Annotated in this window: 10 protein-coding genes; 2 read left to right on the forward strand and 8 right to left on the reverse strand. The window is 35.6% G+C overall.

From position 1 onward, the window contains the following. Positions 1 to 296 precede the first annotated feature (296 nt). The gene (locus IPI31_03555) at positions 297 to 2789 is read right to left on the reverse strand and encodes a carboxypeptidase-like regulatory domain-containing protein (protein ID MBK7566878.1); all 2493 of its coding nucleotides are present in this window, start codon (positions 2787 to 2789) and stop codon (positions 297 to 299) included. Between the two features lie 523 nt (positions 2790 to 3312). On the opposite strand from IPI31_03555, the gene IPI31_03560 reads away from it, so the two are divergent. After that, a complete protein-coding gene (locus tag IPI31_03560; GenBank protein ID MBK7566879.1) occupies positions 3313 to 4488 on the forward strand; it encodes a T9SS type A sorting domain-containing protein in 1176 nt (391 codons plus the stop codon). 146 nt (positions 4489 to 4634) lie between these two features. Further along, on the forward strand, positions 4635 to 5084 hold the full coding sequence (locus IPI31_03565) for a hypothetical protein (protein MBK7566880.1): 450 nt from the start codon (positions 4635 to 4637) through the stop codon (positions 5082 to 5084). Between the two features lie 1921 nt (positions 5085 to 7005). On the opposite strand, the gene IPI31_03570 is transcribed toward IPI31_03565, so the two are convergent. From IPI31_03570 to IPI31_03600, 7 genes are all read right to left on the reverse strand, one after another. Continuing rightward, a complete protein-coding gene (locus tag IPI31_03570) occupies positions 7006 to 8289 on the reverse strand; it encodes a cystathionine gamma-synthase family protein (GenBank protein ID MBK7566881.1) in 1284 nt (427 codons plus the stop codon). A 266-nt stretch (positions 8290 to 8555) separates the two neighbouring features. Continuing rightward, entirely contained in the window at positions 8556 to 10040 is a 1485-nt protein-coding gene (locus IPI31_03575; protein ID MBK7566882.1) for a T9SS type A sorting domain-containing protein, read from the reverse strand. After that, positions 10037 to 10333, reverse strand: coding sequence for a hypothetical protein (locus IPI31_03580; protein ID MBK7566883.1), 297 nt, complete (start codon positions 10331 to 10333; stop codon positions 10037 to 10039). The genes IPI31_03575 and IPI31_03580 overlap by 4 nt, the downstream gene beginning before the upstream one ends. Positions 10334 to 10444: 111 nt before the next feature. Then, entirely contained in the window at positions 10445 to 11302 is an 858-nt protein-coding gene (locus IPI31_03585; GenBank protein ID MBK7566884.1) for a hypothetical protein, read from the reverse strand. 26 nt (positions 11303 to 11328) lie between these two features. Beyond that, on the reverse strand, positions 11329 to 12027 hold the full coding sequence (locus IPI31_03590) for a hypothetical protein (GenBank protein ID MBK7566885.1): 699 nt from the start codon (positions 12025 to 12027) through the stop codon (positions 11329 to 11331). Between the two features lie 20 nt (positions 12028 to 12047). Next, the gene (gene mfd / locus IPI31_03595; protein MBK7566886.1) at positions 12048 to 15467 is read right to left on the reverse strand and encodes a transcription-repair coupling factor; all 3420 of its coding nucleotides are present in this window, start codon (positions 15465 to 15467) and stop codon (positions 12048 to 12050) included. A gap of 96 nt (positions 15468 to 15563) precedes the next feature. Then, positions 15564 to 17012, reverse strand: coding sequence for a hypothetical protein (locus IPI31_03600; protein ID MBK7566887.1), 1449 nt, complete (start codon positions 17010 to 17012; stop codon positions 15564 to 15566). Positions 17013 to 17082 lie beyond the last annotated feature (70 nt).

Here is a 17082-nt window from a genome sequence, read left to right on the forward strand (position 1 = left end):
ATCAAAATCCACAAGTCCTGTAGGGACGGGATGTAAAAATGTTTTGGTAAGAATCGATTTCCCAATGATGTATTTTCGCTTCAAAAATGAATGCATTTAATGTTCTCTAATAACATCCATTAAACATGAAAATCTTCCTCCGCTTGAACATTTCTTTCATTTCATCCGCCGCGGCGGACGGGACTAGGGTGGTGCGGGTCGGATTTATGCTACCGATATTTCGTCCCTAACGAGACTTTCGCGGTACGGGTTGGAGTTGTGTTCCGGACATATTGTTCATGACGAAGCTATTTTATTTATATATCCAAACTCACCCCAACCCTCACCCCAAAATTCGGTGCCAGCGGATTATTGCGATAGGTAAGGCGCCAGATAGCGTCAACACGAATTAATTTAAAAATGTTTTCTAATCCGATCCCAGCTTCCATGTATGGTTTGGTGGGAGAAGAATTTCCGATGAAGAAGGGTTCGGTTTCTTTCAAATAATTGTTTGTTGCCTTATTTGCCTCGGAGAGAGATCCGTATGCCATTTTAAAAGATGCAACCTCGCGCAATTTTAATCGGTTTATGAGAGGAACCTTATTTAAAAAGAATCCCCAGAAACTATGTGTGATAAATAATTCGGCATAGGTATCGTTCACAAATTCGTATTCGTTCATGAGATTAAAGGTGCCGTGATTCATAAAATAGGTTTCGTTTCCGGGAGGAGATTCCAATAATAAAGTTGGAAGTGTTCCGAATATTTTTCCGGATTTTATTGAGACTGTTGTTCCTCCGATACTTCCCATGGTAAAATAATCTTTGATGGTAAATTCAAAGGTGCGATAATTAAAATCTCCTTCAAAAAGTCCATCCACTCCCATTTTATAATTAAAAGTGAACACCGGATATTTTGTTCCAATACTATAACGCCGATAATTATCAAATAAAAACTTTTCTCTGTACGCAAATCGAAATCCAAAATTGATCTCTGAATTTTGAATATCACTTACTAAAGAATCATGTCCATTGTAATAATAAATATCAAAAAGCGGATGCATATCCACCGTTGTTAAAGTAATGGAATTAGATAATCCCCAAATCCAATCCTTTTGATAAAACCAGGTGAATTTTTCCTGATCAATTAATTTTTGAGGAGTTTCTCTTCTGCGATAAATGCCGGATAATAAATTATCCTCACCAAAAGTTACAGCACCACCACTTCCAATATCGAGATCATTTTCGTAATTAAATTTAAATTGTTGCCAAGGTTTTTTACTTATCACCAAATTAAATTCTGATCCGTATTTAAATGTGTTATCCTTAAATCCATATGCGAGATATCCACCCAACGACATGCGTTTACTTATAAGATCTCCGGTTTTAACTCCCAGGCGCAAGCGCAATCCTTCCACCTCATTTGAACTCAACATATTTGCAAAGGGCCCGATGCGCACATAACCGAGATTCCAATATCCATACATCAAAGTATTATATATTTCGATCAGCGTGGTAAATGCTTTTATGTTATCTAAACTGTCAATCAGTTCGTAAACACCCGCTTCGTTATCCGTCAGTAACATCGGACGTTTATCTGCCCAATAACTTTCGTCATTAATTATTACACTGTCGCTGTAAACAATATCGTCTTTATAATGAGAAACTTCGGTAAAAATATCGGGATTAAAAATATAATCGGAATAAGTGGAAGTTTTTCGCGCAATAATGGTTGCGGTAGTTTTTCCGGGAGCAAATTCCACAATTAATTTATCGTCGGTCATTACCCATAGGGAATCTTTTTTATTATCATATTTCTGATAAAACACTCCGCGTTTATAATAATTAATATTAGCGGTGCTGTCGAGATTCATCAGCACTTCTTTTACGGCGAACGATCCATCTGCAATCCACATATATCCTTCAAAAACATTTTCCTGTTTTTGTTTGGGATAAAAATTAATTCGGTAACACCAGTCATCGTCAATAAAAGCGGAATCCACCAAAGCAACCTTATAGAAAAAATTCCAGGAATCACAAACAGGTGGGATAAAATTCTTGCTCAGCAAATACCAATAATTGTCGTAGATATTAAATTGTTCGTAATAATTTCCCAATACCTGAGTAATACTTGCATTATTAATTCCCGAAGTGCGGCTTGCCTGAATTACTTCTTTTTTTGATTTAGGCGTTTTTCTATAATAAAAATCAGAAACCGTTTCCGTAAAAAAGAAAGGTAAAAACGGTGTTTCATCGCTCACTGTATCAATATGATCGCGCAAAACGTTAAATGCATTCTCCTTAACCGAATTTGCTGTGCCTGCAGTAAGATTACCAATGTCCAATTCAATTTTTGTATATCCCTTCGATTTATATCCCTCTATATTTTGCTGATCGTTTAGTTTTTTATTTTCAATTACCTTACGCATTAAAACTTTTGCGGGTTCTTCTTTTGGTTTTATTACCACTTCATTTAAATCAAAATTGTTGGGAATAAGATATACATTATATTGCTGATTAATTTCTTTATTGAGCAATATGGTATCTGTTTTATATCCTATAAAAGTAATTATGAGCGTGTCAAAAGGTATGGAAGATTGAATAGAAAATTTCCCGGTTTCATCAGTAGTGGTTCCTTTATGTGCATTTTTTAAAAAAACATTGGAAAATTGAATGGGTTCGGAAGTGCTTTCATCTTTTACGGATCCTGTAATTGTAATATTCTGAGAATTAAGCAATATTGGAAATGCAATAAATAACACCACAAATAAAAGTGATCGATTAAAAATGATATTATATTGCAACAGCAGCACGCACGTAATTTTTGTTAAAGTTAATTAATAATGCATTTAGTTGTAAATGGCGGATGTCACAGACACAAGACACAGTCACAAGACAAAGGACACAGGATACATGACATAGGACTTGACACAGGACATTGGAAATAAGAAATAGGAAAGAAACGGTGGGGTTTGATTTCCTATACGAAGAAAGTGAGGCTCTCGCTCAAAGCGAGGGTCTCACTAAAGCATCAACCCAAAAATTTCGCAAGAAATTTAACTCCTTTCTCCTTTCGAGTATCAAGTATCAGGATATAGGTTGATTAAAATTGAAGAATTTACCTATTGAATTAAGCTTTCATTAGGATGTCAAATTATCAATAAATAATGATGTTCCCTTTTTTAACCTTAACCACACCTTCCTTCCCTAGAACCTTAGAACCTTACCCTTCGAATCTTCTCCCTTCTCCCTTCGATTCTTCCTAAACCGAATCTTCTCCCTTCTCCCTTCGATTCTTTCATAGATAGTTATATTTGGGGATATAATTTAATATTGATGATTGATTTTCGAACAGGTTTAGTAACCTTAATTTTTACTTTGTCATTTTTGCCAAATAAATGCAAAGGTCAGGCCGCGGAATTTGAGGTGGAATTTTTGGGGCTTTCGGAGGAGGCGATCACTGCATTTAACCATGCCACTGACATCTGGAGCAATTATTTAATAAGTGATGTGCCGATAAAAATTGTGGCGCATATGCAGCCATTGTTGCCGGGACAACTCGGAATCACCTTTCCCAACGGGGAATTAAATTACGCAGCAGCACCAATTGCAGATGTTTGGTATGCATCCTGTCTGGCAAATGCTATAACCGGCACCGATCTGAATGGTGGTTTTGCGGATATTGAGATCTATTTCAGTTCGCTGGCAAATTGGTATTATGGGTTGGATGAAAATCCTGGTCCCACTCAATACGATTTTGTTTCCACGGTTTTACATGAGATCTGTCATGGGCTTGGGTTTTTAAGTCTTTCGAACAGATCGGGAACAGTGGGTTCCTTCGGATTGATTGATGCCTCGGCGTTTGCGCCACTCACAACTACTTTTGTATGGCCTGCTTTGGATACGTTGCCATCGGTTTTTGATGTTTATCTTGAAAATGCAGCGGGAACTATATTATCGAGCATTATAAATCCTTCTGCCGAGTTGGGTACTGAATTGATAAGCAATCAGATATTTTTTAACAGTCCCGAAATACTGCTGGAAACCGGCGGTACCAGACCTAAAATATACGCCCCAGGCACCTTTACACTTGGGTCAAGTCTTTCGCATTGGGACGAGGCCACCTATCCTGTTGGCAACGACAATGAATTTATGACTCCCCAGGCGGCGGCCGGTCACGCAGATCATGAACCGGGAATTTTAACGCTCACCGTTTTAGAAGAAATTGGTTGGGAAATTAATTACGATACCGCTACCATATCGTTGGAAAATATAAATGAATCGGATATAAAAATATTCCCAAACCCGACACATGATATATTATTTTTTGAAAGAAATGAAATTAATAATTTATCGATAAGCATTATTAATACGACCGGCAATATTGTGTATGAAAAAATATTTTTTGATAATATAATTTCTGTTTCGTTAAAAGATCTTGAGCCGGGAATGTATTTAATTAAATTGCAGGATGATACTGGAATTAGTTATAAGAATGTATTGAAGTTGTAATATTAAAGATTTTTTTTAATTACGTTTTAAATCAAAAATATATGCTATTTTCAAAATTTTTTTTGCCACAAAGGCACGAAGGCACAAAGGTTTCACAAAGATGACATAGTAAGATATTTTGGAATAAAATAGAAAATAATCACAATTTGAATATTAAAGAAAAAATATATTCTCATCTGCTCACAACAATAAATGATAAGATATTATCATTAGAAAATATATTAATAGAATTAAAAGAAAGTATTTCGAACGAAACAAAAAGTACCGCCGGCGATAAATATGAAACTGCGAGAGCGATGTTACATTTAGAGCAGGAAAATATTTTCAAACAATTGCGAAATGCGAACGATCAACGGAAGGAATTAGAACTAATTGATATCTCCAAAAATTCTCCCTTCGTTTCCAATGGAAGTTTAATAACAACAGACAAAGATTCCTTTTTCATTTCCATTGGATTTGGCAAGGTTGAAATAAACTCCAAAACCATCATTGTTCTTTCTTCAAAATCACCTTTGGGGAAGATTTTTATGGAGAAAAGGGTGGGTGATGCCTGTTTCTATCTATCACAAACCTATTTTATAACCGCTATAGCCTGATCAATTTCCATCCATTTCGTCTGGATTTTAGAAAAATTTCGCCTTCTTCAAAAAAAATTCACCCTTTTTTAGCCCTGAAAATCCGTTAAATGGCCTTTTTAAAACAATATAAATACCTCATAATCAGTTATTTATGTATTTTACATTGACAAATGTCATCAAATAAATCGAAATTTCTGTCTTACTGAGGTTGTCGGGATATGTAGAATTTTATAGCTGTAAGAGGTAACGATCTTACAAGGGTTAAACAAAGTTCTTCTTAGTTCTCATATTAGAGTCGCTAAACCGCACCAGCTCCTCGGTGCGGTTTTTTTTTAATCCAACTTATAGACAGGTTGGAGCGCAGCGACTTCCTGTCTATTAGTTGGATTTATCCCGAATGGAAAATCATCTAAAACCTTTAGCCTCATTTTTATTTTTCATTTGAAAGAAAATCATCTTCTTATGTATTTCTATTTTAAATTTTCTCATTCGGGATCTTTCCATTGTTATCGTACGTTTTTGCAGAGTGGCATATAATACCACCCCTATCGGGGTTGTGGTTAATGTCGATTTCAGATTTTTCTATAATAATGCCACCCCTAACCGGGGTTAAGATCTGCTTTTGTACGAGAAATTCGTCCTTTAGATTACGGACCCTTCACAATATTACAATAACACATTTGTTCTTCTATTTACATCAATAAATCTCCCCCGCATGGTTCCTTTAGGAACTATGCGTCATTCGGAGGATAACGTTTCAGGTAGTTAAATTTTCCACCTCGGGATCTTTTGAATCCACCATAGCATCGTTATTGTAGGGTGGGATATAATGTCACCCCTACCGGGGTTTGTATAAAATCTTTCTTTTATTTTCTATAATAATGCCACCCCTAGCCGGGGTTAAGATCTGCTTTTGTTCGAGAAATTCGTCCTTTAGATTACGGACCCGTCACAATATTACAATAACACATTTGTTCTTCTATTTACATCAATAAATCTCCCCCGCATGGTTCCTTTAGGAACTATGCGTCATTCGGAGGATAACGTTTCAGGTAGTTAAATTTTCCACCTCGGGATCTTTTGAAGGGTGGGATATAATGTCACCCCTACCGGGGTTTGTATAAAATCTTTCTTTTATTTTCTATAATAATGCCACCCCTACCCGGGGTTAAGATCTGCTTTTGTTCGAGAAATTCGTCCTTTAGATTACGGACCCGTCACAATATTACAATAACACATTTGTTCCTCTATTTACATCAATAAATCTCCCCCCGCATGGTTCCTTTAGGAAATATGCGACATTCGGAGGATAAAGTTTCAGGTAGTTAAATTTTGCCATTCGGGATCTTTTGAATCCACCATAACATCGTTATTGTAGGGTGGGATATAATGTCACCCCTATCGGGGTTGTGGTTAATGTCGATTTCAGATTTTTCTATAATAATGCCACCCCTACCCGTGGGGTTAAGTTGGATTTTTCGCACGGTAAATTCCTCCCATTGGAAGATCTCTTTAATTCAAAATCATAAATTTATGGAGATACTGTCGGGACAATGCAAAGTATAAAAACTCCTTCCCGTAACTTCCCGTCCTCCCCGACTTTCCGGCCCTTTCATCCGCTCCACAAAACCTATTTTTGCTCCCAATCAATAACAAAGAATTCAAGTTATTATCCACCCAAAACTCCTTCCCGTAACTTCCCGCACTTCACGACTTTCCGGCCCTTTCATCCGCACCACAAAAACTATTTTTGATCAATAAGAGATCAATCATCCTTCCACTCAAAACTGCTTCGCGAAACTTTGCGCCCTTTGCGGCTTCGCGGCTATTTCATCCGAATTTCAAAAACGGTTTTATTTTAAATTACCAACATCCATAAGAAATTGAAATCTCCCCAACTAAAACTTCTTCGCGGCACACAGCGTCAAAACCAAAGTGCCTAAACAATATTCTCTATTAAATCCGGTACATAAATTTCCACCTTCTCAAACGCCTGCTCTATATCCCAAATAATATCTTCAAAATGTTCCACACCAATGCTTATGCGAACGAGAGAATCGCTAATTCCCAATCTGTTTTTTTCCTCTAGTGAAACATCTGCATGCGTCATGGAAGCGGGATGTTCGGCAAGTGATTCGGTACTTCCCAGTGAAACTGCGAGTTTAATCAGTTTTAAATTATTTAAAAAAGTAAATGCTTCCTTTTCTCCGCCTTTAATTGTAAAACTTATCATTGCACCAAAAGAGGAATATTGTTTTTTCCAGATATTATGTTGAACTGAACCTTCTTCCAGCATCCCGAGATAAAATATTTTTTCTACTTTTTTTTGTTTTTGTAACCATTTTGCAACTTGCATCGCATTGTATTCCTGCATTTGCATGCGCGCTTTTAATGTTTCCAAACTGCGCAATAATAACCATGCCGACCATGGTCCCATCATATTACCCATAAAGGTGCGCATTACTTTTATGCGTCTAATTAATTCTGCACTTCCTAAAACAGCACCGGCAATTACATCACTGTGTCCGCCAATATATTTTGTTGCGGAATAAACAACAAGATCGGCACCATGTTGCAATGGGTGACTCCACAATGGTCCCATATAAGTATTATCAACTACCATTGTGACCTTTTTGTTTTGATTGGAAAATTGTTTGCCAATTTCGCTGCACATTTCAATATCAATTAATGCATTGGTTGGATTTGCAGGAGTTTCAATATAGATCATGTTTAGATTTTCTACTTTTTCTTTTGTGATAAGGTCTAAAATTTCTTCTTTGGTGTGATGTGCATCAAATACCAATGATTTAATTCCATAAGTAGGTAAAACATGTTTAATAAAATGATCTGTTCCGCCATAAATTGGAGAACTGTATAAAATAGTATCACCAGGTTTTAAAAATTCTAAAAGGACGGTTGAAATTGCACTCATTCCGCTGGAAAAAACTGTACAAGCTTCAGCTTTATCCCACAAGGTTAATCTGTTTTCCAGTATTTCAATATCCGGATTATTTAATCGGGAATAAATTAAACCTTGTTCTTCTCCGGGAAGTGCATCACTTAATCCATAAGCAACTTCAAAAAAACGTTTACCGGCTTCTGCAGTTTTAAAAACAAAGGTGGACGTTTGAAAAATCGGGCATTTAATTGCTCCTTCGCTCAATTCCGGTTTATAACCAAAACTCATCATCAAACTTTCAGGATGCATTTTATGATCTTCCATAATTATTTCTTTTTTGTAAAAATAGAATTATTAATAACAGCTTATTGTGATTTAAATCACTGAGACAGAACAAAAGTTCTTATCTTTTGAATAATTTTTATGCCTTGAGCATATTTATTAAAAAAAAATGGGGAAATATCGCCACGAATTACAAAAATTTAATTCTTTCGACGGATTTGCTGCAAATATTTAATCGAAAATAATTCAAGCAGATCTAAAAAAAATGGGGATAGTAATAGGTAAAATTACATTTGACCGATTAAAAATTAATAAACGATCTTTTCGGTAAGCGATCGTTCTTGTGTAGTTACTCTGATAAAATAGATACCCGGAGAAGGTAATTGAATCAATTGATTAGTATTTGTTCCTGAAGCAATTACCTCCATTTGATGAATAATATTTCCTTCTCTGTTAATAATTTGAATTAGCGATTTAATTCCAATTGCGGAATTAAATTCTATCTGCACAGAGCCATCTTGCGTGGGGTTAGGAAATATATGTAATGTAGTAGATAATAAATTTTCTACAAAAATAATTTCAGAATAATTTATTTTACCATCTGCATCTTCTTGCAACAATCTGTAATAATTATTTCCAAATGACGGGGTAAAATGTGTCATGGAGTAATTAATTATTTGGTTGGAATTTCCACTTGCTTTTAATTTTCCAATGGATGTAAAATCCTTACCATTTGTGGAATGCTCCAGATAAAACCATGCTGCATTAATTTCTGTTTCGGTACTCCAGCTTAAAACATTTACCTCGTCAACTGCTACACCATGAAAATTAATTAATGTAACAGGAAGCACTAAAGGTTCACAAGATATTGTTGCGCTGCCTCCAAAAGAAAAAGTAAATCCCTCGTTGGTTGCTAAATAATTATCTATAAATAAATAATATACTTCCCCCGCTAGAACATCGAGATATTTTACAAATTTATCTCCACCAATACCTTCACTCAGATCAGGTGCGGTCATATTTAGTCCTGTATTTCCATTTGCAGAAGAGTAAGAACAGCGAATGGGCGGTGCGGCAGGTGGACAAGAAGGTCCGGGGCCCCAAACGGCAAAATCGTAATCATCTGAATTAACAACCGGATCAATTATAAATGTAAGTGTTCCACTTGTTGAAATTATAAAATAATACCATGCGCTTTGATGTTCTCCATCTGCTAAACAACCTTTATTTGAAGCATTGAGATCATTAATATCTCCATTACCGGAATTGTTGTCGTCGAATGCAGTAGTGGTGCAAATTTGTGTTGCAGTAATACAATCCGCATTTTCAAAAACCAACGGCGGATCCCAAGCACAAATTTGAAAAGTTCCGGTTCCGCCTCCGCCATAACGCCAGATGCGAAGCCATACAGTGGCACCGGGTGTTAAACCTGTTAAATTCAGAAGCGGCATTAAACCGGGTCCACCATCATCATCGCAAGTAATAAGAGTAGGAGAAGTGCAAATGCCTTCATACAAAGCCATTGCACAATCGGAAAGAGTTCCTGCAGCAGTTTCTATAACTATTGTTCCCGAGGCGGGAACTGTTAATGTATACCAAACATCTTTATTGGTATAACTTCCACAACCCGGCCCTGGCACTCCGGCGGTGCTAGTAGCCCCAACTGTTGTTCCGGTTTGTAAAGTACAAACAGTATCGATATTTAATGCAGTAGCTCCACATGGATCATCTGATTGCGCTTTTAAGCTCAAACAACTGAAAAAAACACCAACTACTAAAAGTTTGAACTTCATTCGTTTATGGTATTAATGGTTTCATACTTATTAAATATTATTCCTTCATAACCAAATTCCTCCATTTTTTTTTGGAAGGTTTCTTCTGAAATATCTATTGTGGAAATAATAATAAATTCATTGGTAAGTACTTCAAATTCAGCACTTTGATCAAACATATCATACAATTTTTTCGACAATTCCTTATTGACATCCAATACCTCGCTTTCGGGCATGGTCAATATATATTTATACTCCTGCGAAAAGAGTGAAGCACTTATCAGGAAAAATAAAAATGTAAAAATAAATTTCATTCAACACCTTTTAAGTGATTAAAAAAAATTCGGTTTATAAAATATTCATCTAAATAAAACCAGAGGAGACAGGCTTTGAAAGTAAAGATAGGTAAATTGTTAAATTAGTTGCTATTGGATGGAAATATTTCCATGCACCGATACTCTTTGCCAATTTTCGGGCAGATCGCACTGGATCTTGCTTTTGGTACCTGATATCTCGAGTTTTAAGTTTTCGTTTTGAAGATTTACGGTTCCATCAGTATGCCCCTTGTCGCTTGTGGATACTGCTTTGGTAATTTTCCATACACCGGACTCCGAATTAAAGGATTTTAATATAGTATTACAAACATCGTTCGGTTTGCCCATTGTTTTGAACATGTTTTTATATTCCGGTTTCCAAAGCGGTAAATAAGGTACGCCATAATATTTATTTTTTTTATCAGGACATGGTTGTGTTCCACAGCATGGTTCATTGCATAAGGCTCCTATAGAATCATTGGTGTGTATCCAAATTTGTTCCCCGGTTTTAAGAGGATAATGATAGGTTGTAAAAAAAGCATCAATAAATTCGGAATTAATATGATCGTTGTGATAATGCGGAACAACAAATTGTAAAATAACGCTGTCTTTATTTAAATTAAATACATTTGTAATGATAGAATCAATAGGCCTCACATCTTCTGTAGCCGGGCCTGTGCCGGAAAATTCCATACCTAAATAATAATTATTATCGTTACAGGCATCTTCACAAGGTTCATTAAAATCGCCATATCCTGAACCAAAGATCCACACACTATCTCCCGTGCCTTTAATTACAAAAATATTGGAGGTTGTCCAGGGTGATCCTTTAGCATAGATCATACTATGCATCACATATAATTTAGCAGGAATAATTTCCTCTAAACCATCAATAAAAGTTTCTTGTGGCCCTTTATTTTTGTTGCAGGAAATAAATAAAAGAGTAATTACAATAAAAAATATACGCATATTGTTTTTCAGGGATTTGATAATATTTATTCCGAAAATGAGGTCAATAACATTTTTGATTGCACTTTTCCTTTATCATCATAACTCTCCATTTTAACAGTGCCGACATTTTTTGCCATCCACATAACGGAATGCGATTTATTGGTGAACATTGTAGTTTTTACCTCTGTATCGGAAGAATATTTCATACAATTATACGTTCCCGCCGGAGTGGTAACACTTTCGTATCCTTCAATTTTTCTGTTCGTTGTTTTCATTGTCATGGTCATTAATGCAACACCATTCATTTTCATGGTCATGGTGCTTTCTGCATCTGCTAAGATTTGTCCGGCAACAGGATTGGAGGGAAATTCCATAAAGGAGTTGGAAACTTCCATTTCCACACCTTCCATTCCGGCCATTTGTTCAGAAGGAAACATATTGCTCATATCCATATAAAATGATTCGGCTGTGCATTTCATTATCACATCTCCCTTCGACATAGATTTTCCTTTATTGTCGATCACTTCAATGTTTATTGTTGCTTCTAAACCTCCGGTAATGTCGTTAAGGGCAGTTAGTTCACTTTTACTTACAGAGGAGAGTTTGTCTTTTGCATCATAACTGCTGAGCTCCCATTTTGTGCCGATCTTGTTGGGAAAAAATGATTCGCAGCTGTTTCCTGACCTGAAAGAACTGAAAAGCATTGCGCCAATCAGTAGATAAAGAAGGGTTGACTTTTTCATACACTATATTTTAGTCAAATTTAAGTAGTTGCTTCCTTATAAAAAAGGACTTTATGTATGTTTTCCAAAAGTGACCTGGCGTGGCTCATACTTTGCACATTTTCAAAAACAAGCATCAAATGTTTATCGGTTTGTTTTATGGTGCCAGTAGTCTTTCGTTCTGCGATAAATTGCATGAGAGTAGTAAAAAATTTGCTGTCGTAAAAAACACTCTGATTATTTTCGACAAAAAGACAACGCAGTTTTCTGTTCTTGAATAATATTCGTTCAAATCCAAGATCTTTTGCAAGCCAACGCAATCTTATTCCGTTAAATAATTCTTCCACCTGACGAGGAATTTTTCCAAATCTGTCATTTAATTCTGTTCTGAATAATGTAAGTTGTTCTTCATTCTCTACATTGTCCAATCGCGTATAAATACTTAATCTTTCGTTGATATTATTGATATACTCATCGGGAATTAACATTTCCAGATCAGTATCAATTTGTACATCGCTTACAAATTCTTGCTTCTCCTCAATTTGTTCAGCGAATAAGGTTTTGTATTCCGTATGTTTTAATTCGCGTATTGCTTCATTTAATATTTTATGATATGCGTCATAACCAATTTCCGAAATAAATCCACTTTGTTCTCCACCCAATAAATTTCCTGCGCCGCGAATATCCATATCGCGCATACTTATTTGAAAACCGCTGCCAAGTTCTGCATATTGTTCTATGGTTCGCAATCTCTTCCTGCTTTCATCAGGCAAACCAAACAATGGAGGCGACAATAAATAACAATAGGCCTTTTTATTACTTCTTCCCACTCTTCCCCGCAACTGATGCAGATCGCTCAATCCGAAAAAATGTGCATTATTAATTATTATTGTATTTGCATTGGGGATGTCTAGACCACTCTCCACAATATTTGTGCACACCAATACATCATATTCTCTGTTGACGAATTTCAACATGTGATCTTCTAATTCATCACCATCCATTTGGCCATGGGCAACACCAATATTTACATCGGGACAAACCTTTTTTATTAATGCAGCAGTTTCTTCAATATCCTTCACGCGATTATGCACAAAATACACTTGTCCGCCACGATAAATTTCAAAGTATACAGCATCGCGAATAAAATTGATATCAAATGTTTTTAATTCAGTGGTAATGGGTTGTCGGTTTGGAGGAGGAGTATTAATAATGGAAAGGTCTCTTGCACCCATTAAAGAAAATTGTAAGGTTCTCGGAATTGGAGTTGCAGTTAAAGTCAATGCATCCACATTTGCTTTTAATTCTTTCAATTTTTCTTTAGAGGAAACGCCGAATTTTTGCTCCTCATCAATAATTAATAGTCCAAGGTCCTTATATTTTACATTTTTGCTGATGATGGCATGAGTACCAATTATAATATCCACTTTTCCGGCAGCTAATTTTTCTAAGGTTTCCTTTTTTTCTTTTGCAGATTTAAATCTGTTCAAATAATCAACCGTAACAGGAAAATCTTTTAATCTCTCTGCAAATGTTTTTTGATGTTGCATTGCAAGAATGGTTGTAGGAACTAAAACTGCAACCTGTTTGCCATCTGTAACTGCTTTAAATGCTGCGCGGATTGCGATCTCTGTTTTACCAAAACCCACGTCGCCACACACTAATCGGTCCATGGGGAAATTTCTTTCCATATCTTTTTTTACATCAGCAGTTGCAGTTACCTGATCGGGAGTATCCTCATAAATAAAACTCGCTTCCAACTCATTTTGCATGTAAGTGTCGGGATGAAATGCAAATCCTTTACTCGCTTTCCTTTTAGCATATAATTGGATAAGGTCTTTTGCAATATCTTTTACCTTCGCTTTTGTTTTTCGTTTTAATTGTTCCCATGCATCAGAACCCAATTTATTTAATTTGGGAGGAGTTCCATCCTTGCCTGCATATTTAGTTATTTTATGCAGAGAATTTATATTTACATACAGAAGATCTTTATCGCGATAAATTAATCGAACGGCTTCCTGAATTTGTCCCGCAATTTCTATTTTTTCCAAACCGGAAAAAACACCAACCCCGTGATCAATATGTGTTACATAATCACCTGCCTGTAATTCGGATAATGTTTTTAATGTTATTGCATCATTTTTTGTATATCCACTTTTTAAGGTGTATTTGTGATACCGTTCGAATATCTGATGATCGGTGTAACAAACTGTTTTTAGATCGTTATCTATAAAACCCGCTGCCATTGGCAATGCAAAAGCATCGTATTTTACATTTGCATTGAGGTCGTTAAATATTTCATGAAAACGCTCCACCTGTTTGGTGTTGCTCATGCAAATAAATATTTTATATCCTGCCTTTTGATTTTGTTTGAGGTTTTCAATAAGCAAATTAAAATTGCGACTGAATAAAGGTTGTGGAGAGGTATTAAAATTTATTTCCTCGGCACTTTCAAAATGTTTTTGCAATCCGAATTCCAATACTTTAAACTGCATAAGTTGTGGTAGCAGTTCTGTGGATTGCAGCAACATTTCTTCGGGAACATGTTCTCTGAAAGGATGATCATCATCTAAATGTGCTCTTCCCACTCCGCGCGATTTTTTCATTGCTTCCCCTGAAACAACGGTAAACCAATCGATCGCTTTTTCATAACACTGATTAATTACTTCAAATGCATATTTTGCATCCTTGAACCAAACAACGGTATTCTCCGGTAAACAATTAAATAATCCGGTTTTCTGATTCTCTCCGAATTGCGATTGGATATTGGGAATTATGGTAACCTGTGAAATTGATTTTTGGGATAGCTGTGTAGCCGGTTCAAAAACGCGTATGCTTTCCACTTCGTTGTCAAATAACTCTACGCGATAGGGCAATTCATTTCCGAAAGAAAAAATATCAATAATACCACCGCGTACAGAAAATTGTCCGGGTTCGTATACAAAATCTGTTCTCACAAATCCATTTTCAACAAGAAGATCCACAATAAAATGCGAATCGAGTTTTTCTCCTTTTTTTAATAAGATGATATTTTTATCCAACACTTCCGGCATCACAAATTTTTCGGCCAGTGCTTCCGGGTAAGTAATAATTAATTCGCCTTTTGTTGTGGAATGTGTGATCTTATTGATCGCTTCGGTGCGTTGAAGTATATGATTGGTATTTACCTCAATAAATTCTCCCGGCTTTTTAAAGGAATCGGGAATAAAAAGAATATCTTTTTTTTCGAGCAGATTTTGCAGATCGTTCAAAAAATATGCTGCTTCCTCCCTATCGTTTAGAATAAAAAGATGATTAACATTCGTGTTTTTATAAACCCCGCAGGCAACAAAGGAGAGTGCCGAGCCCACGATTCCCTTCAGATAGATGTTTTTGGCATCTTTTGTATCTATCCGTTCAATAATATTTTTCACCCTCACATCTGCTTCCCGGTAGAAGGAAAGCAATTCCAATAAATTCATTTGCAGTTGCAAAGGTAGGTAATTCCACCCGCTATTGTGTTACTTTGTATAGGAAATTTAATATCTGTAATAATTTTTTAGACTGTGTTTAAACGGTCAATTTCTCCATACCATTTGCAACATATTTATCATTTCCGGAAATTCACTAAAATCTCCTGATTCCAAGGATATCAACCTGTCGATAAATATTTCATTCATTCTTTGCGATTTAAATTCTGACGGGTTTTTGAGCAATTGCGAATAAAATTCGGATACCAGTAGCAGCAAAGGGAAATTGTGATCTGCACGCTTAATACTTCTGAGTAAATTGTTCACTATATCGAAGTTTTCGAAATGCATTTGTATTATGATCTGTAGAATTTTTGCATGCTCTAGAATATCTTCCCTGATTCCTGTTTTGGGTACCGACAATAATTCGTTGATCACGTCATTTGCTTTTGTAAATTTTTCAGCCATAATATAAACAATGGCAATAAGCATATGCTGAATAATTACACTGTCTTTTCTAAGTTTCGAAAACTGTTTTAATCTTTGCAATTCAAGGTCTGCAATTTCATCCGCTTTTATATATTGAGCTGTTCGCAAATAGTACCACATATAATGATGGGCCAAATATATTTGTTTACCTGATTCATCGCGTTCGTTTTTTGTTTTTACTTCCGATAATAATTTTAAATAATAAATAACCTCTTCTGTTGTGTTCAAATTTCTCAACACTTCCAGAATATTATTTATCACTGTCATATAACTTAGCGATCTGGTTTCGATAAAAGTTTTATTATTTAAAAATAATTGGAGATGATCTTTACAGTTTTTGTGATCTGCATTTACATCAGCAAAAAAAATATGTTTAAAATGAATAGCACTATGAAACCAGTGTTTTGCCCTCAAACTCAATGCCGTGAACTCATTCTGCATTAAGTGATGATCAAATATTCTGGCAAATTCTTTTTTTATAGAGTCGGATGCAACACTTTCTCTTTCTGTAGATAAAATAAGTTTTGCTTTGCAGTAGAGATCATAGATCAAATTTACATTCTCCAGTTTTTTTAGTGTATTAATTTCTTCCGATGCAATAGCATCGAAGGTAATTGCTTCTCTTGCCTCAAATTTAAATTCTGTAAGCAGGTGACGTTGTAAAGCATAAATATTCATCAAAACCAAAAAATTCTCTTGTTCCTCTGCTGCCTTTTTTGCTCGTTTTAATGCTTTTTTTAATTGACCAAGGCATTTTTTACTCAGCAGGAATCGAATATCCATCATTAATAATTGCAGTGCAATTTCCGGCGATTCTTTTTCTGCACTTATTCGGAATGTCCGCAAAATAACTTCATTCAAATAATTTTTCGCAACGGATAATTGTTTAATGAAGTCTTCATTCTTAAAATGTTCCTTAATTAATTCGTCATCATATTGTTCCAGGCTATCTATAAAATTAAACAATCGAATATAATTGGATTCCTCTGCCTGCAATGAAGCATACTGCCGAAAAAATTTCTTATCAGCATCCGAAAGTGATTTTATGAGGATAAAGAGATCGTCCAAATCAGTGGTGAAGATATACGATTCTAAGTTTCCGAAAAAATTGGTTAGAAGGCACTTAAAACCAAAATTA

Source organism: Bacteroidota bacterium, from assembly GCA_016706865.1.
Classification (GTDB): Bacteria; Bacteroidota; Bacteroidia; order Chitinophagales; family BACL12; genus UBA7236.